Source organism: Burkholderia sp. Bp9016, from assembly GCF_003857765.1.
Lineage (GTDB): Bacteria > Pseudomonadota > Gammaproteobacteria > Burkholderiales > Burkholderiaceae > Burkholderia.
In genome coordinates this window covers 89,196-112,280 of record NZ_QTPY01000018.1, presented here as the reverse complement: position 1 = coordinate 112,280, position 23,085 = coordinate 89,196, and the positions used below count along the sequence as shown (strand labels likewise).

Below are 23,085 nucleotides of genomic sequence, written 5' to 3'. Positions count from 1 at the left end.
GTCGGTGCGCTGCGCCGCTTAGCGGTGCGACGTTTCGACCTGCTGCATCGGGGTCGAGTCGACCGGCGGCAGTGTCTTGCGCTCGCGCGGCACGCGGGCTGCACGCGGCAGGCGCGAGGCGGCTTCCTGCGCCGCGCGGAACTTGTCGGCGTCCGTGTTCACCCACACGAGGCCGGCTTGTTCCAGCACGACATCGAGGCTCGCCGAAGCGGGCGCTGCGGCCGGTTGCGAGGGAGCCGGTGCCGGTGCCGCAACCGCTTCGGCCGGTGCGGCTTCGACCGGTGCGGCTTCGACACGAACCGGTTCGACAGTTACCGGAGCGACAGTTACCGGAGCGACTTCGGCTGCAACGACCGGTGCCGGTGCGGGCTGCTCGACGGGCGCGGGCTGCTGCGCTTCGACGGCAGTCGGTGCGGCCGGCACTTCGAACGCATCGGTAGGCGAAACCGCGACCGGAGCCGGGCCGGCTTCCTCGGCGGCAGCCGGTGCGACCGGTGCCGGTTCGGCGGCCAGGGCGACCACGGCGACCACGGCGGGCTCGACCGGAGCAACCGGCGTCGCTTCGACGCGAACCGGTGCCGGTTGCGGCTCGACCGCGGCCGGTTCGGCACGCTGCTCGACGGCTGCGTCGGCAACGGCGGCGCCTGCTGCGGCAACGGCTGCCACGGCAACCGGTGCGGCCGTATGGGTCGGCTCGATCGCAGGCGACGCTTCCGTTGTCACGACCTGCTCGGCGGCTTCGCCGTGCATGCCCTGGTCGACGACTGCGCCTTCGTCCTCGCGTTCGCGGCGACCGCCACGGCGGCCGCGGCGGCGGCGGCGACGTTCCTCGCCGTCACGTGCGCCAGCTTCCGCATCGGCAGCCACATCGGCGCCCGGCAGGGCGGTTGCGGCTGCTTCGTCGGCTTCCGACTCCGGATGGTTCTCGCCACGGGTGACGGTTTCGAGCGTGGCCGCATGCTGCGTCGGCTTGCGGCGTTCGCCGCGTTCGCGACGCTCGCCACGTTCCTGGCGCTCGCCACGGCCGGCTGCGTCGGCGGCTTCCGGCTGCTCGGCGCGTTCGCGCGGCTCGCGGTTCTCGCGGTTCTCGCGCGGCTCGCGAGGTTCGCGGTTTTCACGCGGCTCGCGCGGTTCGCGACCTTCACGCGGGCCACGGCCCTCACGACCTTCGCGGTTTTCACGCGGTTCGCGAGCGTCGCGCGGCTCACGACCCTCACGGCCTTCACGCGGTTCACGCGGCTCGCGCACTTCCTTGCCTTCGCGTTCCAGGCGTTGCGGCTGGCCGCGGCCTGCCGCAGCCTGGTCGCGACCACCCTGAGCCTGCTGGGTGCCGCCACGACGATTGCGGTTGCGATCGCCGCCGCGCTGGTCCGATTTCTCGGTCCGCTCGCGGGCCGGACGGGCAGCCTGTTCCTTCACCGGTGCCGGTGCAACCGGCGCGGGTGCCGGAGCCGGCGACATGCCGAACAGACCCTTCAGCCAGCCGATGAAGCCGCCGCTTGCCGCGGCGACCGGTGCCGGTGCAGCAACCGGCTCGGCCGGGCGCTGGGGTGCCGGGCTCGGAGCCGGCCGCTCGGGCGTGATGCCCTTGACCGCCGCTTCCTGCTTCGGCTTCACGTCGGCTGCGCGCTTGCTGTAGCCGGTTTCCGACTCCAGTTCGCGGGCGGCTTCCTCGGCCATCTTCCAGGACGCGCGCGGATCGTCGAGGCGTGCGTCGTCATGGCGCAGGCGCTCGAGCTTGTAGTGCGGCGTATCGAGGTGCTTGTTCGGGATCAGCACGATGCCGACCTTGAAGCGCGACTCGATCTTGTTGATTTCCTGACGCTTTTCGTTGAGCAGGAAGGCGGTCACCTCGACCGGCACCTGGCAGTGGATCGCCGCGGTGTTTTCCTTCATCGCCTCTTCCTGAATGATCCGCAGGACCTGCAGCGCGGACGATTCGGTGTCGCGGATGTGGCCGGTGCCGTTACAGCGCGGGCACGTCACGTGGCTGCCTTCCGACAGGGCCGGGCGCAGCCGCTGGCGCGACAGTTCCATCAGGCCGAAGCGCGAGATCTTGCCCATCTGCACGCGGGCGCGGTCGTGCTTGAGCGCGTCCTTCAGGCGTTGCTCGACTTCGCGCTGGCTCTTGGCCGACTCCATGTCGATGAAGTCGATCACGATCAGGCCGCCGAGGTCGCGCAGGCGCAGCTGGCGGGCCACTTCGTCCGCCGCTTCGAGGTTCGTGCGGGTTGCCGTTTCCTCGATGTCCGCACCCTTGGTCGCACGCGCCGAGTTCACGTCGATCGCGACGAGCGCTTCGGTGTGGTCGATCACGATCGCGCCGCCCGACGGCAGCGGTACCGTGCGCGAGTACGCGGTTTCGATCTGGTGCTCGATCTGGAAGCGCGAGAAGAGCGGCACGTCGTCGTGGTAGCGCTTCACCTTCGACACGTTGTCCGGCATCACGATGTCCATGAACGCACGGGCCTGATCGTAGATCTCGGTCGTGTCGATCAGGATTTCGCCGATATCGGGCTGGAAATAGTCCCGGATCGCGCGGATCACGAGGCTCGATTCCAGATAGATCAGCATCGGCTGGCCGGAATTCCCGCTTTGCGACGCTGCTTCGATCGCGCGCCACAGTTGCAGCAGGTAGTTCAGGTCCCACTGCAGTTCCTCGGCGCTGCGGCCGATGCCCGCGGTACGGGCGATCATGCTCATGCCGTCGGGAATCTGCAGCTGCGCCATGGTTTCGCGCAGTTCCTGGCGCTCGTCGCCTTCGATCCGGCGCGACACGCCGCCGCCGCGCGGGTTGTTCGGCATCAGCACCAGATAACGGCCGGCGAGCGAGATGAACGTCGTAAGGGCGGCGCCCTTGTTGCCGCGTTCTTCCTTTTCGACCTGGACGATCAGCTCCTGGCCTTCGCGCAGGGCATCCTGAATGCGCGCGGAGCGCATGTCGATGCCTTCCTTGAAGTACTGGCGGGCGACTTCCTTGAACGGCAGGAAGCCGTGGCGGTCTTCGCCGTAGTTGACGAAGCACGCTTCGAGCGACGGCTCGATGCGGGTCACGACACCCTTGTAGATATTGCCTTTGCGCTGTTCGCGCCCGGCTGTTTCGATGTCGATGTCGATGAGCTTTTGCCCATCGACGATGGCGACGCGCAGCTCCTCCTGCTGCGTCGCATTGAACAGCATGCGTTTCATGAACGACTCCAGGCGACTCTGCTGCCGGCGCCTCGCGGTTGTCGCGAGGACGGAAACGGCGGCAGGCCGCACCTTGTTGTGTTGTCACAAGCACGCTGGAGCGGGAAGGATGGCGGGGAGAATTGCCTGAAGAGGCGCTTGGGCCCGAAAGACGGGGCCGGCGGCCATAGGGCACCTGCGAACACGGCTTCAAAGCACGGCGTCCACACACCGCACGCTGCGAAAGCGCGCTAAGCCTGAGACCGGCATTGCCACGGGGCGCGCGCAATGCGTCGCGCGCGCCGACGGGCGGCAGATGCTGCGGCTTGGGCCGCAGCGGGGAGTATCGAATCCTGCCCGACTTTCCCGCCTGGGGTGTACTTCCCTGGTTTGACGTCGCCAAGCCCCGCACGCTTCGCGGGGCCAAATCGGGCGCAACGCCGTAATTTTCGCAACCGGCAGCCTGCGGACGCACTTCGCGCCGTCGGGCTACCGATCAAATTCTTTTCAACCAACTTTCCGTTACCGCGGCGCGTTGCCGACCGAATCCGCCTGTGGGCGCGATCCTTGCCGACGGGCTGCGCCGTGCGTGCAACTTGCTGCATCTCTTTGATCAGGGGTGAGCAGCAGACCCCCGGCGCAAGTAAAATAACGGTTTCCGCTTGCGCCTTGCCCGACTCGGTCGGGGCCGGCCTGTCAGGCCACCCTCAACGTCCGGCTGGGCAAAATTATATTCAGTATGAATGAGTTAGGCAAAATATCCCAGAATTCAGTCGCAAGCGGCCAGGTATCGATGATCCAGATCGACGAAAACTCGGCCGGTCAGCGGATCGATAACTTTCTGTTGCGCGTCTGTAAAGGCGTGCCCAAGAGCCACATTTACCGAATCCTGCGCAGCGGGGAAGTTCGGGTAAACAAGGGGCGGGTCGATGCGCAGTATCGTCTCGCGTTCGGCGACATCGTCCGCGTGCCGCCCGTGCGGGTGGCTGCAGCCGACCTCGCGCGCGCCGACACACCGATCGTGCCGCCCGCGCAATTCGACGTGCTGTACGAAGACGACGCGATGCTCGTCATCAACAAGCCGGCCGGTGTCGCAGTGCATGGCGGCAGCGGCGTCGCGTTCGGCGTGATCGAGCAGATGCGCCAGGCGCGCCCGCGCGCGAAATTCCTCGAACTCGTGCACCGGCTCGATCGCGAGACGTCCGGGATCCTGATGCTCGCAAAGAAGCGCACTGCGCTTGTCGGCCTGCACGAACAGATCCGCGAAAACCGGATGGACAAGCGCTACTTTGCGTGCGCGCACGGCGAATGGCAGCCCGACTGGGGTCGTCGCCGCGCGGTGAAGGTGCCGCTGTTCAAGTATTCGACCCCGGAAGGGGAGCGGCGCGTGCGCGTCCAGGACGACGGTCTGCCGTCGCACACCGTATTCAACCTGCTCGATAGCTGGCCGGACTACGTGCTGGTCGAGGCGGAACTCAAAACGGGTCGGACCCATCAGATTCGTGTGCACCTCGCGCATCTCGGCCTGCCGATTGCCGGCGACGCCAAGTATGGCGATTTCGCACTGAACAAGGCGCTGGCGCGCGCGAATGCGCAGCCGTCGCTGAAACGGATGTTCCTGCATGCGCATCGGCTTCGGCTGGCCCACCCGCTGTCCGGCGAGGCGCTGCAGTTCGACGCGCCGCTGCCGGACGAATGCCGGCGCTTCCTCGACCAACTCAGCGCTCTGCGCGATACCGCCTGAATCGCATGGCCCGACAGCAATTTGATCTGATCGTCTTCGACTGGGACGGCACGCTGATGGATTCGACTGCGCACATCGCGCACAGCATCCAGGCCGCCTGCCGCGATCTCGGTCTGCCCACGCCTTCCGACGAGGCGTCCCGTTACGTGATTGGTCTCGGTCTGCGCGATGCGCTGCAGATTACCGCTCCGACCCTCGATCCGTCCGACTATCCACGGCTGGCCGAGCGCTATCGCTATCACTATCTGCTGGACGACCAGCGCATCGAGCTGTTCGCCGGTGTGCGCGAACTGCTCGCCGAGTTACGCGACACGGGCTACCTGCTCGCGGTCGCGACCGGCAAGGGTCGGGTCGGGCTGAACCGCGTGCTCGACCAGTCGAAGCTGACGAGCCTGTTCGATGCGACGCGCTGCGCGGACGAGACGTTCTCGAAGCCGCATCCGGCGATGCTGCACGAGTTGTCGCGCGAACTGGGGCAGGATCTGGCGCGCACGGTAATGATCGGCGACACGACGCACGACCTGCAGATGGCCGCAAGCGCGGGGGCCGCGGGCATCGGCGTTTCGTACGGCGCACACACGGCCGACGCGCTGGCTGCGCTGACGCCGCGTTTCGTCGCGCCGGACGTCGTCGCGCTGACGGCGTGGCTGCGGGAGCACGCATGAGCGCGGCGCCCGACGCCGTGCGCGTATGTGCATCCGACGCGCTGACGGACGGCGGAGCCGGCGTGCGCGTCGATGCGACGCTGCGCGGCGAGCAGGCCGTCGTATTCTTCGTGCGCTACGATGGTCGCGCGTACGGCTACCTGAACCGCTGCGCGCACGTGCCGATGGAGCTCGACTGGGCCGAAGGGCAGTTCTTCGAATCGTCCGGCCTCTATCTGATGTGTGCGACGCACGGTGCGATCTATGCGCCGGACACCGGCAAGTGCGTCGGCGGCCCGTGTCGCGGCGGACGCCTGCGGCCGGTAGAGGTGGACGAGCGCGACACGTCCGACGGGCGTGCGGTATTCTGGGTGCCCGATGCGGACCTGCATCCCGCCGCGCCGGTTCCCCCCGCCACGACCGACTGACGACAACATTGCATGGCCGACCAACCGAATTCCCCTGATTCCTCGTCCCGTCCCGACAGCCGTGAACCGAACTGGGAGCGCGCCGCGCTCGAACGGATCGCGCTCGCGGCCGTGAAGGAACAGCGTGCGGCGCGGCGCTGGAAGATCTTCTTCCGTTTCGCGTTCCTCGGTGTATTCGTGCTGCTCGCGTTTGCGCTGATCGATTTCTCGAGCGACTCGAAGTTTTCGTCGAGCGGGCGGCACACGGCACTCGTGACGATCGACGGCGAGATCGCGGCCGGCACCAACGCGAACGCCGACGACATCAATACCGCGCTCGATGCAGCATTCGACGACGACGGCACGGCCGGCGTCGTGCTGCGGATCAACAGCCCCGGCGGAAGCCCGGTGCAGGCCGGCATGGTCTACGACGAGATCCGGCGGCTGCGCGCGAAGTACCCGGACAAGCCGCTGTATGTCGTCGTGACCGACATGTGCGCATCGGGCGGCTATTACATTGCGTCGGCCGCCGACAAGATTTTCGTCGACAAGGCGAGCATCGTCGGTTCGATCGGCGTGCTGATGGACGGTTTCGGTTTCACGGGCCTGATGGGCAAGCTTGGCGTCGACCGGCGCCTGCATACGTCGGGCGAAAACAAGGGCTTCTACGATCCGTTCTCTCCCGAGACGCCGAAGATGGATGCCCATGCGCAGGAACTGCTCGACCAGGTCCATGCGCAGTTCATCAAGGCCGTGAAGGATGGCCGCGGCAAGCGGCTGCATGAAACGCCCGACATGTTCTCGGGGCTGTTCTGGACCGGCGAGAAGAGCGTCGAACTCGGACTCGCGGACGGCTACGGCACGACGGACACGGTCGCGCGCGACGTGCTGAAGGCACCCGACCTCGTCGACTACACGGTGAAGGAAAGCCTGACGAACCGCGTCGCACGCAAGTTCGGTGCGGCCGTCGGCGGCGCTGCGATGAAGGCGCTCACAGCGGGCGGCACGTCGTTCAGCCTGCGCTGAGCGGCGAACGGGGCGGAACGACCCGTACCGCCGCTGGCTTCCCGCCTCAGTTTGCGAGCAGCAGGAAGATGGCAGGGCGCTTGTGCAGATTCGGTGCAGGCGCCTTTTTCCAGTCCGCCACCGAACGGCTGGCGATCGTCTCGGTATCGAGGGTCAGATCGGCTGCGACACAGATCTGCGTCGACGGCGCACATGTCGCGACCAGCGTGTCGAGCATCGCGTGGTTCCGGTACGGCGTCTCGATGAAGATCTGCGTCTGGCGTGCCTTGCGTGACAGTTGTTCCAGCTCGCGCAGACGTTTCGCGCGCGCCGCCGCATCGACCGGCAGATAGCCGTTGAACGCGAAACTCTGGCCGTTCAGGCCCGATGCCATCAGCGCGAGCAGGATCGAACTCGGCCCGACCAGCGGCACGACCTTCACGCCGCGCTCGTGCGCGCGGCGCACCAGCAGCGCGCCGGGGTCGGCCACGGCAGGGCAGCCGGCCTCGGACACGAGCCCCGCGTCCGCGCCGGCCAGTACAGGAGCGAGCAGCCGGTCGATCTCGCCGCCCGGTGTGTTGACGTTCAGCTCGCGGATCTCGATTTCCTGAATCGGCCGCGTCGTGCCGATCTTCTTCAGGAACGCGCGGGTCGTTTTCGCGTTTTCGCCGATGTAATAGCCGAGCGTGCCGGCACGGGCCTGCACGGCGGCGGGCAGCACCGCGGCGAGCATCGATTCGTCGCCTTCGCCAAGGGTGTTCGGGACGAGGTAGAGCGTGCCGGCGGTCATGCGCGGTCTCCGTGGTTGGCGAACAATGGATAGCCTGCAGCGCGCAGCATTCGCGTGAGCGCGATCAGCGGCAGGCCGACAAGTGCGGTGGGATCGTCGGAGTCGATCGCGTCGAGAAGCGCGATGCCGAGCCCTTCGGATTTTGCGCTGCCGGCGACGTCGTACGGCGTTTCCGCGCGGAGATACGCGTCGAGTTCGGCCTCGGGCAGCGAGCGAAAGCGCACGTGCGTGACGACGTCCTCGGTTTGCGTCTCGCCGGTGCGGCTGTCGTACAGGCTGAGCGCACTGTGGAACTCGACATCGCGACCCTGCATCGACATCAGTTGCGCGAGTGCGCGCTCATGCGTGCCGGGCTTGCCGATCTGCAGTCCGTCGAACGTCGCGACCTGGTCCGACCCGATCACGAGCACGCCGTCCGGCGCGTCGAGCGTCGCGGCGACGGCGCGTGCCTTCGCACCGGCGAGGCGCAGCGCGGTCGCGGCCGGCGTCTCGCCGGCGAGCGGGGTTTCGTCGAGATCGGGCGACACGACGTCGAACGGCATGCCGAGGCGCTCGAGGAGCGCGCGGCGGTATCGGGAACTGGAGGCGAGAATCAGCCGCGGCGGGCGGCAAACGGTATCCGGCATGGTCGGTTGGGTCGGTGAGTCGTCAGGTGTGGCGCGGCGTTGCGCGGACGCAAGCTTAAGTGATTGACCGCAAAAGGTAAAACAGGTATGCTTTCCCGCTTTTCGTCGGCAGGCTTTCGTTGTGGTGGCGCCTGCCGGGTCTTCGGAAGTAAAGTACGAACCGTGCGCGGCGGTATATCACCCAGGTGAGCGCGTACGTGAGCGGTGCCAAGCCGGATCCGCAAGTCAGCCTGTAGGCAGGAGCGCATATGAACACTTCTTCTGGCAAGCCTGCGGCATCGCTTGATCCGCACGCGGTCGACCTGTTCGAATTCGCCCGCAGCGGGCGGCAGGCAGCAGGCGCGGTGCGTCTTTCGCAGCTGCCGCGCATGTTAAACGAAGTGCCGGCGGACGCGCCAGATCGCGACACGGTCTTCACGTGGCAGGCCGAAGGGTTCACCCAGAAGGAGTTGCAGGACGATGGCGCCGATGGGCAGCAGCCGTATCTGCGTCTTGCGGTGCACGGCCATGCGTGGCTCACTTGCCAGCGCTGCATGACTCCGTACGACCAGACGTTCGACGTCGACATGACGTACCGGGTCGTCGCGACCGAAGAAGAAGCTGAAGAATTTCCGCTCGACGACGATGAAGCCGATGTGATCGTGGGCTCTCGCCAGTTCGATCTCGTCGACTTGATCGAAGAGGAATTGCTGCTTTCGTTGCCGCTCGTGCCCAAGCACGAGGTTTGCCCGGCAGTTCACGAAAGCCTCGTGTCGGGCGCGAGCGGTCCTTTGGAAGACGCGGACGATGAGTCCGGGGAAGCCGGGGACGAAGGCAAACGGCCGAATCCGTTCGCAGCGCTGGAAGCGTTGAAGAAGGACGGGGACGGCAGCAAGAAACACTAAGCAGTTGTGGCGCGGGAAGGCGTAGGGCTTTGGGCCAGGGTAGTTAAGCGCCGGATCGGGCTGTGTTAGAATCCGGAAAATTATTTAGGAGTTAGTCATGGCAGTCCAGCAAAACAAGAAGTCGCCGTCGAAGCGCGGCATGCATCGTTCGCACGATTTCCTGACGGCGTCGCCGCTGGCAGTCGAGCCGAGCACGGGTGAAGTGCATCTGCGTCACCACGTCAGCCCGAACGGCTACTATCGCGGCAAGAAAGTCGTCAAGACGAAGAACGACTAAGCGTCAAGTCACGCGTTGCGCGCTACGATCGCCGTTCGCGTGACAACTGGTTCGCTTGACACTTTCCTGGCTCAACAAAAAGGCGGCATTCAACTGCCGCTTTTTTGTGCCTGAAATTCGTCGCATTCCATGACCGTAAAGCTCACAATCGATTGCATGGGAGGCGACCACGGCCCGTCCGTGACCGTTCCCGCGGCAGTCAAGTTCGTCCGCGCGCATCCTGATGCGCACCTGATGCTCGTCGGCATCGAAAGCGCGATTCGCGCTCAGTTGAAAAAGCTGAAAGCCCTCGACGATCCCGCGCTGACCGTCGTGCCCGCCACAGAAGTCGTGGCGATGGACGACCCTGTCGAAGTGGCGCTGCGCAAGAAGAAAGATTCTTCGATGCGCGTCGCGCTCAACCACGTCAAGGAAGGCGCGGCCCAGGCCTGCATCTCCGCCGGCAATACCGGCGCGCTGATGGCCGTTTCCCGTTATGTGCTCAAGACGCTGCCCGGCATCGAGCGGCCTGCGATCGCGTTCGCTTTGCCGAACCCGACCGGCTACACGATGATGCTGGACCTCGGCGCGAACGTCGACTGCGAGCCGCAGCACCTGCTGCAGTTCGCGGAGATGGGGCATGCGCTCGTCGCCGCGCTCGAAGGCAAGGAGCGTCCGACGATCGGCCTCTTGAACATCGGCGAAGAGGTCATCAAGGGCAACGAGACGATCAAGCGCGCAGGCGAACTGCTGCGCGCCAGCACGCTGAATTTCCGCGGCAACGTCGAAGGCAACGACATCTACAAGGGTACGGTCGACGTGATCGTCTGCGACGGCTTCGTCGGCAACGTCGCGCTGAAGACGTCCGAGGGGCTCGCGCAGATGCTGTCGGACATCATCCGCGAGGAGTTCGGCCGTTCGCTGATGTCTAAGTTCATGGCGCTGCTCGCGCTGCCGGTGCTGATGCGTTTCAAGAAGCGCGTCGACCATCGCCAGTACAACGGCGCGGCGCTCCTGGGACTGAAGAGTCTCGTGATCAAAAGCCACGGTTCGGCCGATGCCTACGCGTTTGAGTGGGCGATCAAACGCGGGTATGATGCCGTCAAAAACGGCGTGCTGGAGCGCCTCACGCGCGCGATGGCGGACAATTCGGTGTCGCTCGGCGACGGCGAACACGACGCAGGCAGCGCGGGCCAGGCGAGCCCGGCGGCAGGCCATCACGCTGAACCTTCCGCTGCGCAATCCTCTAAAGCATAAATGGCCCAATCGACTCTCTATTCCCGCGTGCTCGGCACGGGTAGCTATCTGCCGCCCGACCGCGTCACGAACCAGCAGCTCGCCGAGCGTCTCGCAAAGGAAGGCATCGAGACGAGCGATGAGTGGATCGTTGCGCGCACGGGCATCCATGCGCGCCATTTCGCCGCACCGGATGTCACGACGAGCGATCTCGCGCTCGAAGCGTCGCGGCGCGCGATCGAGGCGGCCGACATCGATCCGCAGTCGATCGACCTGATCATCGTCGCGACTTCGACCCCCGATTTCGTGTTCCCCAGCACGGCTTGCCTGCTGCAGAACAAGCTCGGGATCAAGAACGGCGGCGCGGCGTTCGACGTGCAGGCGGTGTGCTCCGGCTTTGCCTATGCGATGGCGACGGCCGACAGCTTCATCCGCAGCGGCCAGCACCGCACGGCGCTGGTGATCGGCGCGGAGACGTTCTCGCGCATTCTCGATTTCAAGGACCGCACGACCTGCGTGCTGTTCGGCGACGGCGCGGGCGCGGTGATCCTGTCCGCATCGGAAGAGCCCGGCGTGCTCGGCAGCGCACTGCACGCCGACGGCAGCTATTCGCACATTCTCTGCACACCGGGCAACGTCAATCGCGGCGTGATCGACGGCAGCGCGTTCCTGTACATGGACGGGCAAGCCGTGTTCAAGCTCGCGGTCAACGTGCTCGAGAAGGTCGCGATCGAGGCGCTCGCCAAGGCGAATCTCGCACCCGAGCAAGTCGACTGGCTGATTCCGCACCAGGCCAACATCCGCATCATGACCAGCACCTGCCGCAAGCTCGGCCTGCCGCAGGAGCGGATGGTCGTGACGGTCGATCAGCACGGCAATACGTCGGCTGCATCGATCCCGCTGGCGCTCGACACGGCGGTGCGCGACGGTCGCATCCAGCGCGGTCAGCACGTGCTGATCGAAGGTGTCGGCGGCGGCTTCACCTGGGGCGCATCGGTCTTCCGCTTCTGATCCGCAGTGCGCGTTTGCCGCGCGCGGATCCCGAACCGGCGCGCCGTTCGCGCGCGCCGTCCGAATCGATTCAATTGGGGACGATATGAAATTTGCATTCGTTTTTCCGGGGCAGGGCTCGCAGTCGGTCGGCATGCTCAATGCATTCGCCGATCTGGCCGTCGTACGCGAGACGCTTCAGGAAGCATCCGATGCACTCAATCAGGATCTCGGCAAGCTGATCGCCGAAGGTCCGGCCGAAGAACTGAATCTGACCACCAACACGCAGCCCGTGATGCTGACGGCCGCGTACGCGTGCTACCGCGCATGGCAGCAGGCAGGCGGCCCGGCACCGTCGATCGTCGCGGGCCACAGCCTCGGCGAATACACGGCGCTCGTCGCGGCCGGCGCGATCGCGTTCAAGGACGCGGTGCCGCTGGTGCGCTTCCGTGCGCAGGCAATGCAGACGGCCGTGCCGGTTGGTCAGGGCGGCATGGCCGCGATCCTCGGTCTCGATGACGACACGGTACGCGCCGTGTGCACCGAAGCCGCGGAAGCGGGCGTCGTCGAAGCGGTGAACTTCAACGCGCCGGCGCAAGTCGTGATCGCGGGCGCGAAGGCGGCCGTCGAGAAAGCGTGCGAGATCGCGAAGGCGAAGGGCGCGAAGCGCGCGCTGCCGCTGCCGGTCTCGGCACCGTTCCACTCGTCGCTGCTCAAGCCGGCGTCCGATCAACTGCGCGACTATCTTGCGAACGTCGACGTGAAGGCGCCGCAGATTCCGGTCGTCAACAACATCGACGTCGCGGTGGTCAGCGATCCGTCCGCGATCAAGGACGCGCTGGTGCGCCAGGCAGCGGGTCCGGTGCGCTGGGTCGAGTGCGTGCAGCACATCGCGGGCACGGGCGTCACGCACGTGATCGAATGCGGTCCGGGCAAGGTGCTGGCAGGCCTGACCAAACGCATCGACGGCAACCTGGTCGGCGCATCGGTGTTCGATCCGGCGTCGCTCGAAGAAGCGCTCAAGCTGGCGACCGCCTGACGCGGCGCCTTTCCTCAAGAGACGGATATTCGATTCATGGAAAAGACTCTCGATAAACAGGTTGCGATCGTGACCGGTGCATCGCGCGGCATCGGCCGGGCGATTGCGCTCGAACTGGCGCGCCTGGGCGCGACGGTGATCGGCACGGCGACGAGCGAATCGGGCGCTGCCGCGATTACCGCCGGGTTTGCGGAAGCGGGCGTGACGGGCCGCGGCGCGGTGCTGAACGTCAACGACGCGGCGGCAGCCGAGGCGCTGATCGACGCGACCGTGAAGGAATTCGGTGCGCTCCACGTGCTCGTCAACAACGCCGGGATCACGCAGGACCAGCTCGCGATGCGGATGAAGGACGAGGACTGGGACGCGGTGATCGACACCAACCTGAAGTCGGTGTTCCGCCTGTCGCGCGCGGTGCTGCGCCCGATGATGAAGGCGCGCGGCGGCCGCATCATCAACATCACGTCGGTGGTCGGCTCGGCCGGCAACCCGGGCCAGGCCAACTACGCGGCCGCGAAGGCCGGTGTCGCGGGCATGACCCGCGCGCTTGCGCGCGAAATCGGCAGCCGTGGCATCACTGTGAACTGCGTCGCGCCGGGCTTCATCGATACCGACATGACGAAGACGCTGCCGGAAGAACAGCAGGCAGCGCTCAAGACCCAGATTCCGCTCGGCCGCCTCGGCAGCCCGGAAGACATCGCCCATGCCGTCGCGTTCCTTGCATCGCCGCAAGCCGGTTACATCACCGGCACGACGCTGCACGTGAACGGCGGCATGTACATGTCGTAACGGTTTTCGTTTACCATCCGCGCCGTATCCCGTTTTTCAGGCGGACCGGCGCTTGATCGACCATCAAGCCAACGCGCGTTTTGGCGTCAGCAAACCTGATAAAATGCGCGCACTTGTAAATTTGAACTTTCCCTCGGAGGGGTAATGGACAACATCGAACAACGTGTCAAGAAGATCGTCGCTGAACAACTGGGCGTCGCTGAAGCCGAGATCAAGAACGAAGCTTCGTTCGTGAACGACCTGGGCGCGGACTCGCTCGACACGGTCGAACTGGTGATGGCTCTGGAAGACGAGTTCGGCATGGAAATCCCGGACGAAGAAGCAGAGAAGATCACGACGGTTCAGCAAGCGATCGACTACGCTCGCGCAAACGTCAAGGCGTAAGCGCGCTTCGCGCTCGTCTGCCACGTCGCCGCGATCTTCGCGTTTGACGCGCCATCCTGCCGGCAACCGCGCCGGACGGACTAACAGCCACAGGGCTCGCAGGGCTGGTTCCTGTGGCCACTGTGGCTTTTGTTTTTGTCATCCAATGGAAAAGAGGTTACCGTGAGCCGCCGTCGAGTTGTCGTTACAGGCCTGGGGCTGATTTCGCCTGTTGGCAATAATGTTGCCGACGGCTGGGCCAATCTCGTCGCCGGCAAGTCCGGCATCGCCACCGTCACGAAGTTCGATCCGTCGAACCTCGCCGTGCACTTTGCGGGCGAGGTGAAGGGTTTCAGCGCCGAGGAGTACATCCCGGCGAAGGAAGCCCGCAACATGGATACGTTCATCCACTACGGCATCGCAGCCGGCGTCCAGGCAATTCGGGACAGCGGCCTCGAAGTGAACGAAGCCAATGCGGAACGCATCGGCGTGCTGGTCGGCTCCGGCATCGGCGGTCTGCCGATGATCGAAGACACGCACCAGACCTACGTCGACCGCGGCGCACGCCGGATTTCGCCGTTCTTCGTGCCGGGTTCGATCATCAACATGATCTCGGGTCACCTGAGCATCATGTTCGGCCTGAAGGGCCCGAACCTCGCGGCCGTGACGGCCTGCACGACCGGCCTGCACAGCATCGGCCTCGCCGCACGCCTGATCCAGGCCGGCGACGCCGACGTGATGGTCGCAGGCGGCGCCGAATCGACGGTGTCGCCGCTCGGCATCGGCGGTTTCGCAGCGGCGCGTGCGCTGTCGACCCGCAACGACGATCCGGCCAGCGCGTCGCGTCCGTGGGACAAGGACCGCGACGGCTTCGTGTTGGGCGAGGGTGCCGGCGTGATGGTGCTTGAAGAGTACGAGGCGGCGAAGGCGCGCGGCGCGAAGATCTATGCGGAAGTCTCGGGCTTCGGCATGACGGGCGATGCGTACCACATGACCGCGCCGAACATGGACGGCCCGCGCCGCTGCATGGTTGCGGCACTGCGCGACGCCGGCGTGAACGCGGACGAGGTCCAGTACCTGAACGCGCACGGCACGTCGACGCCGCTCGGCGACAAGAACGAGTCCGATGCGGTGAAGGCGGCATTCGGCGAGCACGCGTACAAGCTCGTCGTGAACTCGACGAAGTCGATGACGGGTCACCTGCTGGGTGGCGCGGGCGGCCTCGAATCGGTGTTCACGGTGCTGGCGCTGCACAACAGCGTGTCGCCGCCGACCATCAACATCTTCAACCAGGACCCGGAGTGCGATCTCGATTACTGCGCGAACACCGCGCGTGACATGAAGATCGACGTGGCCGTGAAGAACAACTTCGGCTTCGGCGGTACCAACGGCACGCTGGTGTTCAAGCGCGTCTGAAGCAGAATCGCTTGACGAGTCCATTCGATGCTCCGGCCGGGCGTCCGCAGCGTTTTGCGCTGCGGGCCTCGGCCGTGTCGTATGTCGTGCTGGCCGCATTCGTCGCGGCGGCTGCCGCGTCCGTGTACCTGTTCTGGGCGCCGCGGGCGGGCGCTGCTGCAGGCGCATGCGTGTCCGCGGCGACGGCCGCGCTGCTTGCCATGTGCGCTGTGCGGGCCTGCGCCCGTCGGTTGCCGGCCGAGCTGCGGATCGATGCATTCGGGGAGATTGCGGCTTTTGGCCGCAGCGGGCGGCTACTTGCGCGTGGCCGCGTGACGGGTCATGCGCACTGGAGCAGCCAGCTGCTCGTGCTGTCGATCGGGCAGGGCGCCCGGCGTGCACGGCCGCTGCTGATTCCGGCCGATGCGCTCGACGCCGCGTCGTTCAGCGCATTATCCGTGCTGGCGCGAACCGCGGATACGGCGGGAAGGGCATGATGGCTGCGCAGTTACCGACCGTAACCAGCGCCCGGCGCCGGAACGCTACAATAACGCTCCGCGTTGCATCCCTAGTTAACGGATTTGTCAGGTGAGTGAAAAAGAAATCGATCAGGCTCTGGTCGAGCGCGTACAGAAAGGCGACAAGGCAGCGTTCGAACTCCTGGTCTCCAAATACCACCGCAAGATCATTCGGCTGATCTCGCGCCTCGTGCGGGATCCCGCCGAGGTCGAGGATGTGGCCCAGGACGCGTTCATCAAGGCGTATCGTGCGCTGCCGCAATTTCGCGGCGAGTCGGCGTTTTACACGTGGTTGTACCGGATTGCCGTCAATACGGCGAAGAACTACCTTGCGACGCAAGGCCGTCGGGCACCGACGTCGACCGAGGCCGATGCAGAGGAAGCGGAAACTTTCTCCGACGCAGACCAACTAAGGGATATCAACACGCCTGAGTCGATGTTGATGAGCAAGCAGATTGCCGAGACGGTCAACGCTGCAATGGCCGTCCTGCCCGAAGAACTGCGTCAGGCGATTACGCTGCGCGAGATCGAGGGCCTGAGCTACGAAGAGATCGCGGAAATGATGGGTTGTCCGATCGGGACGGTCCGGTCGCGCATCTTCCGGGCGCGCGAGGCAATCGCTGCGAAATTGCGTCCGCTGCTCGATACGCCCGAAGGCAAGCGCTGGTAAGCGCGATGGGTGCATCGACGCGGGTCGGGGTCTAGTTACGGATAGAGTCGTGGAATCACGACGGGGTGTGTGCAAGATGGGGAGCATCATGGGGTCGGTCAATACGCAGTCGCAGGCGTGCTCGCGCGGCGAGCGCCTTTCCGCTCTGGTCGACGGAGAACTGTTCGACGGCCCGGATCACGGGCAGTTTCTGGCTGAGCTCGACCGCGCGGACCGCGCAGCGTGGGCCCATTACCACTTGATCGGCGATGCGTTGCGCTCGGATGAGCTCGCGCTGTCGCCCGCGCTGAGCGTCGCGTTCACCGCGCGCATGTCGGCCGCGCTCGAAAGCGAGCCGCACCTGCTCGCGCCGGCCGCTGCGCCGGTCGCCCGCAAGCTGCTGTCGCTGCGCCGGCGCGTCGTGCCCGCGTTCGCGGTGGCAGCCGCGGCAGCCACGCTGACGTGGATCGTCGTCCCGCAGATGCAGACGGCCGGTACGCCGGGCGCCGTCCAGGTCGCATCGGCAGGCGCGCCGCAGAGCGGTGACCTGCAGCGCGTGACGGTCGCGCAGGCATCGGTCCAGCCGGGCCTGCAGGACGTCAACATCATTCGCGACGCCACGCTCGACCAATACCTCGAAGCGCATCAGCAATTCGCACAGCAGCCCGTCGTCACGGGCTCGATGCCGCTGATCCGCGCTGCCGTGACCACCACGCCAGGCCAATAAACCCGATGCGGACATTGCAGTTGAATCAAGCCATCTCCGGATGGAAGCGGCTGCCGGCCCTCCTGCTTTGCGCAGCCGCCCTGTTGTCCGTTCAATCCCTTCCTGCCAGCGCCCAGCAACCGGACGATCCCGTCGCGACCCGCAAGGGTGCGGCGGACTGGCTCGACCGCATCCAGCAGGCGGCGCAGCAGCAGAACTACGAGGGGACGTTCGTCTACCAGCGCGGCGGATATGTGCAGTCGTCGCGCATCGCGCACGTCTCGTCCCGCGACGGCGAGTTCGAGCGCATCGAGACGCTCGACGGCAAGCCGCGCAAGGTCCTGCGGCATAACGACGAGCTCTACACGTTCGTGCCGGAGCGCAAGCTGTGCGTGGTCGAGCGCCGCCAGACGCGCGACTCGTTCCCCGCGCTGCTCGGCGCGAGCGGCGAGCACGTGATGTCCGTCTACGACGCGAAGCCGCTCGGCAAGGATCGCGTGGCAGGAATCGACGCGCAGGTCGTCGAGCTCGTGCCGAAGGACGCGTATCGCTTCACGTACAAGCTGTGGGCCGATGCCCGCACCGGGCTGTTGCTGCGTTCGCAGACGCTCGACGCGAGCGACCACGTGCTCGAGCAGATCGCATTCTCGCAAGTGCAGACGGGCGGTACGGCCGGCGACAAGTCGTCGATCGCCGCCGGAATCCGTAACCTGGGCGGCTGGACGGTCGTCCGTCCGCCGGTCGCGACGATCGACATGGAAGCACAAGGCTGGCAGATTGCACCGAACGTCGCCGGCTTCCAGAAGATCCGTGAAGTGCGCCGGCCGATGGCTGCGCGCGACGCCGGCGATCCGCCGATTCCGGTGGATCAGGCCGTCTTCACCGACGGACTCGCAACGATCTCCGTCTTCATCGAGCCGGCCGAGAAAAATACGCGCAAGGAAGGCGCGGGAAGCACCGGCGCGACGCACGTTCTCGTGAAGCGCCGCGGCGACTACTGGATCACCGCGCTCGGCGAAGTACCGCCGGCTACGTTGCAGCAGTTCGTGTCTGCCATAGAATACAAGGCTTCCAAGTAACGCTTCGGCTTCCGACATGACGAAACTCACGCTGCGCAACTGGCTCGCGGCGGCGGCGCTGTGCGCCTGCCTGCCGCTCGTCCCGCATACCGCGGTGGCGGCTACGGCTCCCGCCGCCAGCCTCCCGGACTTCGCCGATCTGGTCGAAAAGGTCGGGCCGGCTGTCGTGAACATCCGGACCACCGCGAACGTGCCGATAGCAGGCCCGCGCGGAGCGCTCCCGCCTGGCTTCGACAACGGCGACATGTCGGAATTCTTCCGGCGCTTCTTCGGTATTCCGTTGCCGCAGGCGCCCGGCAACGGTAGCGGTAACCCGAAAGATGCCCCGGCGCCCGACAATCCGCCCGATGCCGAACAGAACCGCGGCGTCGGTTCCGGCTTCATCGTGTCGGCAGACGGCTACGTGATGACCAATGCGCACGTCGTCGACGATGCGGACACGATCTACGTGACGCTGACCGACAAGCGCGAGTTCAAGGCGAAGCTGATCGGCGTGGATGATCGCACGGACATTGCCGTCGTGAAGATCCAGGCGTCGAACCTGCCGATCGTCGCGATCGGCGATTCGAACAAGGTGCGCGTCGGCGAGTGGGTCGTCGCGATTGGTTCGCCGTTTGGTCTCGACAATACCGTGACGGCCGGCATCGTCAGCTCGAAGAGCCGGAACACCGGCGACTACCTGCCGTTCATCCAGACCGATGTCGCCGTGAACCCCGGCAACTCGGGCGGCCCGCTGATCAACATGCAGGGCGAAGTGATCGGCATCAACTCGCAGATCTACAGCCGCACCGGCGGCTTCATGGGCATTTCGTTCGCGATCCCGATCGACGAGGCGATGCGCGTGGCCGACCAGCTGAAGGCGACCGGCAAGGTTACGCGCGGCCGGATCGCGGTGGCGATCGGCGAGGTGACGAAGGACGTGGCCGATTCGATCGGGCTGCCGAAGGCCGAAGGCGCGCTCGTCAGCAGCGTCGAGCCGGGCGGTCCGGCCGACAAGGCGGGTATCCAGCCGGGCGACATCATCCTGAAGTTCAACGGCCGGCCGGTCGATACGGCATCGGATCTGCCGCGCATGGTCGGCGACACGAAGCCGGGCACCAAGGCGACCGTCAGCGTGTGGCGCAAGGGTCAGGCGCGCGATCTGCCGATCACGATCGCGGAGACGCCGGCGGAGACGACGGCGAAGGCCGAGCAGCGTAAAAACGCGCCGCAGAAGCCGCGCCAGGCCAACTCGCTCGGCTTGACGGTCAGCGATATTTCGGCGGATCAGATGAAGTCGCTGAAGCTGAAGAACGGCGTGCAGATCGACGGCGTCGACGGCCCGGCAGCCCGTGCGGGCCTGCAGCGCGGCGATATCGTGCTGCGTGTCGGCGATACCGACATCACCAGTGCGAAGCAGTTCGCCGAAGTGACCGCGCAACTCGATCCGCAGAAGGCTGTCGCGGTGCTCGTGAGACGCGGCGACAACACGCAGTTCGTGCCGGTGCGGCCGCGCCCGACGCAGAAGTAGCGCGCGGATGTTCACGCTCTACGGCCGCGGCTGGTGCCACCTGTGCGACGACATGCGCGATGCGCTGGCGCCGGTCGCGGCCGAATTCGGTGTCGCGGTCGACTATGTCGACATCGACTCCGATCCGGCACTCGTTGCCCGCTACGACGAGGACGTGCCGGTGCTGCTGCTCGACGGCTCGGAAGTGTGCCGGCATCGCTTCGACGAGGGGAGGGTGCGCGACGCGCTCGCGGCCCGGCGCTGAAGCTGGCTCGAGCGCCTGGTGTGGCACCGCTTCGCGCGGCGCGTTTTCGCTTCGGGGGCGGCAGCATTGGCCTCTCGCGGGGAAGCCGTTACCGGGCGCGCGGTGCCCGGCGCCCAAATTACCGCCCGGCAAAGGCCTTTTCGGCTAAAATAAGCCGTTTTTTCACCGACTTACAAGGCGTGCTCCGCGGTCGTCGAGCGCGCCTTTTTCGCTTGATCGGCACTGAATGGATCATATTCGCAATTTCTCGATCATCGCGCACATCGACCATGGCAAGTCGACACTCGCAGATCGCATCATCCAGGTATGCGGCGGCCTCGCCGACCGTGAAATGGAAGCGCAGGTGCTCGACTCGATGGACATCGAGCGCGAGCGCGGCATCACGATCAAGGCGCAGACGGCTGCACTGTCGTATCGCGCCCGCGACGGCAAGGTCTACAACCTCAACCTGATCGATACGCCGGGGCACGTCGACTTCTCCTACGAGGTCAGCCGTTCGCTGTCCGCGTGTGAGGGCGCGCTGCTCGTGGTCGACGCGAGCCAGGGCGTCGAGGCGCAGACGGTCGCAAACTGCTACACGGCGATCGAGCTCGGCGTCGAAGTCGTGCCGGTGCTGAACAAGATCGACCTGCCGGCCGCCAACCCCGAGAACGCGATCGAGGAGATCGAGGACGTGATCGGCATCGACGCGACCGACGCGACGCGCTGCAGCGCGAAGACGGGTCTCGGCGTCGAGGACGTGCTCGAAGCGCTGATCGCGAAGGTGCCGGCGCCGAAGGGCGATCCGGCCGCGCCGCTGCAGGCGCTGATCATCGACTCGTGGTTCGACAACTACGTCGGCGTCGTGATGCTCGTGCGCATCGTCAACGGCACGCTGCGTCCGAAGGACAAGATCAAGATGATGGCGACCGGCGCGCAGTATCCGGTCGAGCACATCGGCGTGTTCACGCCGAAGTCGCGCAATCTCGAATCGCTGTCGGCCGGGCAAGTGGGCTTCATCATCGCCGGCATCAAGGAGCTGACGGCCGCGAAGGTCGGCGATACGGTCACGCATTCGACCAAGCCCGCCACCGAGCCGCTGCCGGGCTTCAAGGAAGTGAAGCCGCAGGTGTTCGCGGGCCTCTATCCGGTCGAGGCGAACCAGTACGACGCGCTGCGCGAGTCGCTCGAGAAGCTGAAGCTCAACGACGCATCGCTGCAGTACGAGCCGGAAGTGTCACAGGCGCTCGGCTTCGGTTTCCGTTGCGGCTTCCTCGGGCTGCTGCACATGGAAATCGTGCAGGAGCGGCTCGAGCGCGAGTTCGACATGGACCTCATCACGACCGCACCGACGGTCGTCTACGAGGTGGTGCAGAGCGACGGCTCGACGATCATGGTCGAGAACCCGGCGAAGATGCCGGAGCCCGGCCGCATTGCCGAGGTTCGCGAGCCGATCGTCACCGTGAACCTGTACATGCCGCAGGACTACGTCGGCTCCGTGATCACGCTGTGCGAGCAGAAACGCGGCTCGCAGATCAACATGCAGTACCACGGCCGCCAGGTGCAGCTCACGTACGAAATCCCGATGGCCGAGATCGTGCTCGACTTCTTTGATCGCCTGAAGTCGGTGTCGCGCGGCTATGCGTCGATGGACTACGAGTTCAAGGAATACCGTTCGTCGGACGTCGTGAAGGTCGACATGCTGATCAACGGCGACAAGGTCGATGCGCTGTCGATCATCGTGCACCGGTCGCAGTCGCAGTACCGCGGCCGCGAAGTGGCCGCGAAGATGCGCGAGATCATCCCGCGCCAGATGTACGACGTGGCGATCCAGGCCGCGATCGGTGCGCATATCGTTGCGCGCGAGAACATCAAGGCGCTGCGCAAGAACGTGCTCGCGAAGTGCTACGGCGGCGACATCACGCGAAAGAAGAAACTGCTCGAGAAGCAGAAAGAAGGTAAGAAACGCATGAAGCAGGTGGGTTCGGTCGAGATCCCGCAGGAAGCGTTCCTCGCGATCTTGCGCGTCGAAGACAAATAACAGGACTGATCCTTTTATGAATTTTGCGCTGATTCTTTTTGTGCTCGTCGTGGTGACGGGCGTAGCGTGGGTGCTGGACAAACTGGTGTTCCTGCCGCGGCGACGCAAGGCAGCCGACGTGGCGATCGAGGAGTTCGATCGTCAGCAGTCGCGCATCGACAAGCGTTTCGCGGATGAAAATGCGGTGCAGACGCGTTCGAAGCTGCGCGACGAGAAGCTGCGCCAGCCGTGGTGGCTCGAGTACACGGCCAGCTTCTTCCCGGTGATCCTCGCGGTGTTCGTCGTGCGTTCGTTTGTCGTCGAGCCGTTCAAGATTCCGTCGGGCTCGATGGTGCCGACGCTGCTCGTCGGCGACTTCATCCTCGTGAACAAGTTCGAATACGGTCTGCGTCTGCCGATCACGAACACGAAGATCACGCAGGGCAGCCCGCTGTCGCGTGGCGACGTGGTCGTGTTCCGCTATCCGAAGGACGAGTCGGTCGACTACATCAAGCGCGTGATCGGCCTGCCGGGCGACACGGTCGCTTACCAGGACAAGCAACTGACGATCAACGGCCAGCCGGTGCCCGAAACGCCGCTGCCCGATTTCTTCGACGACGAGCGCCAGAATTACGCGAAGCAGTTCGAGGAAACGATCGGCACGAAGAAGAACGCGATCCTGAACAATCCCGCCGTGCCGCCGTTCGTGATGGGCGCCTACGATTATCCGTATCGCGACAACTGCACGTACAACAGCCGCGGCGTGATCTGCAAGGTGCCGCCGGGACACTACTTCATGATGGGCGACAACCGCGACAACAGCGCGGACAGCCGCTACTGGGGTTTCGTGCCGGACAACAACATCGTCGGTCGCGCGTTCTTCATCTGGATGAACTTCAGCGATCTGAAGCGCATCGGTTCCTTCAACTGATCGCGTTTTGCGACTCACACGCAATACGCGATGCACGGGCCGCGTCGCGTATTGCCGAACTACTTTAAGAACCGGCGGTAACACCGCCTCGTCACGCCTTTTCGCGTCCGGCCGCG

General features: G+C 65.5%; 23 protein-coding genes. 20 read left to right on the top strand and 3 right to left on the bottom strand.

From position 1 onward, the window contains the following. Positions 1-18: 18 nt before the first annotated feature. Complete coding sequence (locus tag DIE13_RS22175; RefSeq protein WP_124829294.1) at positions 19-3,189, bottom strand: Rne/Rng family ribonuclease; 3,171 nt, start codon at positions 3,187-3,189, stop codon at positions 19-21. A gap of 718 nt (positions 3,190-3,907) precedes the next feature. Here DIE13_RS22175 and DIE13_RS22165 point away from each other — a divergent pair. From DIE13_RS22165 to DIE13_RS22150, 4 genes are read left to right on the top strand one after another with little or no spacing between them, the layout of a single operon-like run. Beyond that, complete coding sequence (locus DIE13_RS22165; RefSeq protein ID WP_124829292.1) at positions 3,908-4,912, top strand: RluA family pseudouridine synthase; 1,005 nt, start codon at positions 3,908-3,910, stop codon at positions 4,910-4,912. 5 nt (positions 4,913-4,917) lie between these two features. Next, the gene (locus tag DIE13_RS22160) at positions 4,918-5,577 is read left to right on the top strand and encodes an HAD-IA family hydrolase (protein WP_124829290.1); all 660 of its coding nucleotides are present in this window, start codon (positions 4,918-4,920) and stop codon (positions 5,575-5,577) included. Then, positions 5,574-5,984 carry a Rieske 2Fe-2S domain-containing protein gene (locus DIE13_RS22155; RefSeq protein WP_124829288.1) on the top strand — a complete coding sequence of 137 codons (411 nt, stop codon included), beginning with the start codon at positions 5,574-5,576 and terminating at the stop codon, positions 5,982-5,984. Before DIE13_RS22160 ends, DIE13_RS22155 begins: the two co-directional genes overlap by 4 nt. A 12-nt stretch (positions 5,985-5,996) precedes the next feature. Continuing rightward, on the top strand, positions 5,997-6,989 hold the full coding sequence (locus DIE13_RS22150; RefSeq protein ID WP_124829286.1) for a S49 family peptidase: 993 nt from the start codon (positions 5,997-5,999) through the stop codon (positions 6,987-6,989). A 46-nt stretch (positions 6,990-7,035) separates the two neighbouring features. On the opposite strand, the gene DIE13_RS22145 is transcribed toward DIE13_RS22150, so the two are convergent. Beyond that, positions 7,036-7,758: an SAM-dependent methyltransferase gene (locus DIE13_RS22145; RefSeq protein ID WP_124829284.1), complete on the bottom strand. Its 723-nt coding sequence runs from the start codon at positions 7,756-7,758 to the stop codon at positions 7,036-7,038. After that, a complete protein-coding gene (locus DIE13_RS22140) occupies positions 7,755-8,384 on the bottom strand; it encodes a Maf-like protein (protein WP_124829282.1) in 630 nt (209 codons plus the stop codon). The genes DIE13_RS22145 and DIE13_RS22140 overlap by 4 nt, the downstream gene beginning before the upstream one ends. Positions 8,385-8,632: 248 nt before the next feature. On the opposite strand from DIE13_RS22140, the gene DIE13_RS22135 reads away from it, so the two are divergent. From DIE13_RS22135 to lepB, 16 genes are all read left to right on the top strand, one after another. Next, entirely contained in the window at positions 8,633-9,268 is a 636-nt protein-coding gene (locus DIE13_RS22135; protein ID WP_096507534.1) for a YceD family protein, read from the top strand. Positions 9,269-9,365: 97 nt separating this feature from the next. Then, entirely contained in the window at positions 9,366-9,545 is a 180-nt protein-coding gene (gene rpmF / locus DIE13_RS22130) for a 50S ribosomal protein L32 (protein WP_047900174.1), read from the top strand. A 129-nt stretch (positions 9,546-9,674) separates the two neighbouring features. Next, on the top strand, positions 9,675-10,781 hold the full coding sequence (gene plsX, locus DIE13_RS22125; RefSeq protein ID WP_124829280.1) for a phosphate acyltransferase PlsX: 1,107 nt from the start codon (positions 9,675-9,677) through the stop codon (positions 10,779-10,781). Beyond that, entirely contained in the window at positions 10,782-11,771 is a 990-nt protein-coding gene (locus tag DIE13_RS22120; RefSeq protein WP_124829278.1) for a beta-ketoacyl-ACP synthase III, read from the top strand. 85 nt (positions 11,772-11,856) lie between these two features. After that, positions 11,857-12,789, top strand: a complete 933-nt coding sequence (fabD, locus tag DIE13_RS22115) for an ACP S-malonyltransferase (RefSeq protein WP_124829276.1) — start codon at positions 11,857-11,859, stop codon at positions 12,787-12,789. A gap of 36 nt (positions 12,790-12,825) precedes the next feature. After that, the gene (gene fabG, locus DIE13_RS22110; protein ID WP_006752487.1) at positions 12,826-13,575 is read left to right on the top strand and encodes a 3-oxoacyl-ACP reductase FabG; all 750 of its coding nucleotides are present in this window, start codon (positions 12,826-12,828) and stop codon (positions 13,573-13,575) included. A 144-nt stretch (positions 13,576-13,719) separates the two neighbouring features. Next, positions 13,720-13,959 (top strand): acyl carrier protein, encoded by a 240-nt coding sequence (acpP, locus tag DIE13_RS22105; RefSeq protein WP_004197638.1) that lies wholly within the window; start codon positions 13,720-13,722, stop codon positions 13,957-13,959. A gap of 162 nt (positions 13,960-14,121) precedes the next feature. Next, positions 14,122-15,354, top strand: a complete 1,233-nt coding sequence (gene fabF / locus DIE13_RS22100) for a beta-ketoacyl-ACP synthase II (RefSeq protein WP_124829274.1) — start codon at positions 14,122-14,124, stop codon at positions 15,352-15,354. An 11-nt stretch (positions 15,355-15,365) separates the two neighbouring features. Then, complete coding sequence (locus DIE13_RS22095; protein WP_124829272.1) at positions 15,366-15,830, top strand: protein YgfX; 465 nt, start codon at positions 15,366-15,368, stop codon at positions 15,828-15,830. 91 nt (positions 15,831-15,921) lie between these two features. Next, complete coding sequence (rpoE, locus tag DIE13_RS22090) at positions 15,922-16,521, top strand: RNA polymerase sigma factor RpoE (RefSeq protein WP_124829270.1); 600 nt, start codon at positions 15,922-15,924, stop codon at positions 16,519-16,521. A gap of 88 nt (positions 16,522-16,609) precedes the next feature. Continuing rightward, the gene (locus DIE13_RS22085; RefSeq protein ID WP_124829339.1) at positions 16,610-17,227 is read left to right on the top strand and encodes a sigma-E factor negative regulatory protein; all 618 of its coding nucleotides are present in this window, start codon (positions 16,610-16,612) and stop codon (positions 17,225-17,227) included. Positions 17,228-17,232: 5 nt separating this feature from the next. Continuing rightward, positions 17,233-18,285, top strand: coding sequence for a MucB/RseB C-terminal domain-containing protein (locus tag DIE13_RS22080; RefSeq protein ID WP_124829268.1), 1,053 nt, complete (start codon positions 17,233-17,235; stop codon positions 18,283-18,285). Positions 18,286-18,301: 16 nt separating this feature from the next. Further along, positions 18,302-19,795, top strand: coding sequence for a DegQ family serine endoprotease (locus tag DIE13_RS22075; protein WP_124829266.1), 1,494 nt, complete (start codon positions 18,302-18,304; stop codon positions 19,793-19,795). A 7-nt stretch (positions 19,796-19,802) separates the two neighbouring features. After that, positions 19,803-20,039 (top strand): glutaredoxin family protein, encoded by a 237-nt coding sequence (locus DIE13_RS22070; protein ID WP_124829264.1) that lies wholly within the window; start codon positions 19,803-19,805, stop codon positions 20,037-20,039. A gap of 226 nt (positions 20,040-20,265) precedes the next feature. Beyond that, complete coding sequence (gene lepA / locus DIE13_RS22065; RefSeq protein ID WP_124829262.1) at positions 20,266-22,059, top strand: translation elongation factor 4; 1,794 nt, start codon at positions 20,266-20,268, stop codon at positions 22,057-22,059. A 16-nt stretch (positions 22,060-22,075) separates the two neighbouring features. Then, positions 22,076-22,969 (top strand): signal peptidase I, encoded by an 894-nt coding sequence (lepB, locus tag DIE13_RS22060; RefSeq protein WP_124829260.1) that lies wholly within the window; start codon positions 22,076-22,078, stop codon positions 22,967-22,969. Positions 22,970-23,085: the final 116 nt, after the last annotated feature.

What these genes read in the sequence shown, in the direction of transcription:
- DIE13_RS22175 (WP_124829294.1), bottom strand. Translation starts at nt 3,189, where the DNA reads ATGAAACGCATGCTGTTCAATGCGACGCAGCAGGAGGAGCTGCGCGTC.
- DIE13_RS22165 (WP_124829292.1), top strand. Translation starts at nt 3,908, where the DNA reads ATGAATGAGTTAGGCAAAATATCCCAGAATTCAGTCGCAAGCGGCCAG.
- DIE13_RS22160 (WP_124829290.1), top strand. Translation starts at nt 4,918, where the DNA reads ATGGCCCGACAGCAATTTGATCTGATCGTCTTCGACTGGGACGGCACG.
- DIE13_RS22155 (WP_124829288.1), top strand. Translation starts at nt 5,574, where the DNA reads ATGAGCGCGGCGCCCGACGCCGTGCGCGTATGTGCATCCGACGCGCTG.
- DIE13_RS22150 (WP_124829286.1), top strand. Translation starts at nt 5,997, where the DNA reads ATGGCCGACCAACCGAATTCCCCTGATTCCTCGTCCCGTCCCGACAGC.
- DIE13_RS22145 (WP_124829284.1), bottom strand. Translation starts at nt 7,758, where the DNA reads ATGACCGCCGGCACGCTCTACCTCGTCCCGAACACCCTTGGCGAAGGC.
- DIE13_RS22140 (WP_124829282.1), bottom strand. Translation starts at nt 8,384, where the DNA reads ATGCCGGATACCGTTTGCCGCCCGCCGCGGCTGATTCTCGCCTCCAGT.
- DIE13_RS22135 (WP_096507534.1), top strand. Translation starts at nt 8,633, where the DNA reads ATGAACACTTCTTCTGGCAAGCCTGCGGCATCGCTTGATCCGCACGCG.
- rpmF (WP_047900174.1), top strand. Translation starts at nt 9,366, where the DNA reads ATGGCAGTCCAGCAAAACAAGAAGTCGCCGTCGAAGCGCGGCATGCAT.
- plsX (WP_124829280.1), top strand. Translation starts at nt 9,675, where the DNA reads ATGACCGTAAAGCTCACAATCGATTGCATGGGAGGCGACCACGGCCCG.
- DIE13_RS22120 (WP_124829278.1), top strand. Translation starts at nt 10,782, where the DNA reads ATGGCCCAATCGACTCTCTATTCCCGCGTGCTCGGCACGGGTAGCTAT.
- fabD (WP_124829276.1), top strand. Translation starts at nt 11,857, where the DNA reads ATGAAATTTGCATTCGTTTTTCCGGGGCAGGGCTCGCAGTCGGTCGGC.
- fabG (WP_006752487.1), top strand. Translation starts at nt 12,826, where the DNA reads ATGGAAAAGACTCTCGATAAACAGGTTGCGATCGTGACCGGTGCATCG.
- acpP (WP_004197638.1), top strand. Translation starts at nt 13,720, where the DNA reads ATGGACAACATCGAACAACGTGTCAAGAAGATCGTCGCTGAACAACTG.
- DIE13_RS22085 (WP_124829339.1), top strand. Translation starts at nt 16,610, where the DNA reads ATGGGGTCGGTCAATACGCAGTCGCAGGCGTGCTCGCGCGGCGAGCGC.
- DIE13_RS22080 (WP_124829268.1), top strand. Translation starts at nt 17,233, where the DNA reads ATGCGGACATTGCAGTTGAATCAAGCCATCTCCGGATGGAAGCGGCTG.
- DIE13_RS22075 (WP_124829266.1), top strand. Translation starts at nt 18,302, where the DNA reads ATGACGAAACTCACGCTGCGCAACTGGCTCGCGGCGGCGGCGCTGTGC.
- DIE13_RS22070 (WP_124829264.1), top strand. Translation starts at nt 19,803, where the DNA reads ATGTTCACGCTCTACGGCCGCGGCTGGTGCCACCTGTGCGACGACATG.
- lepA (WP_124829262.1), top strand. Translation starts at nt 20,266, where the DNA reads ATGGATCATATTCGCAATTTCTCGATCATCGCGCACATCGACCATGGC.
- lepB (WP_124829260.1), top strand. Translation starts at nt 22,076, where the DNA reads ATGAATTTTGCGCTGATTCTTTTTGTGCTCGTCGTGGTGACGGGCGTA.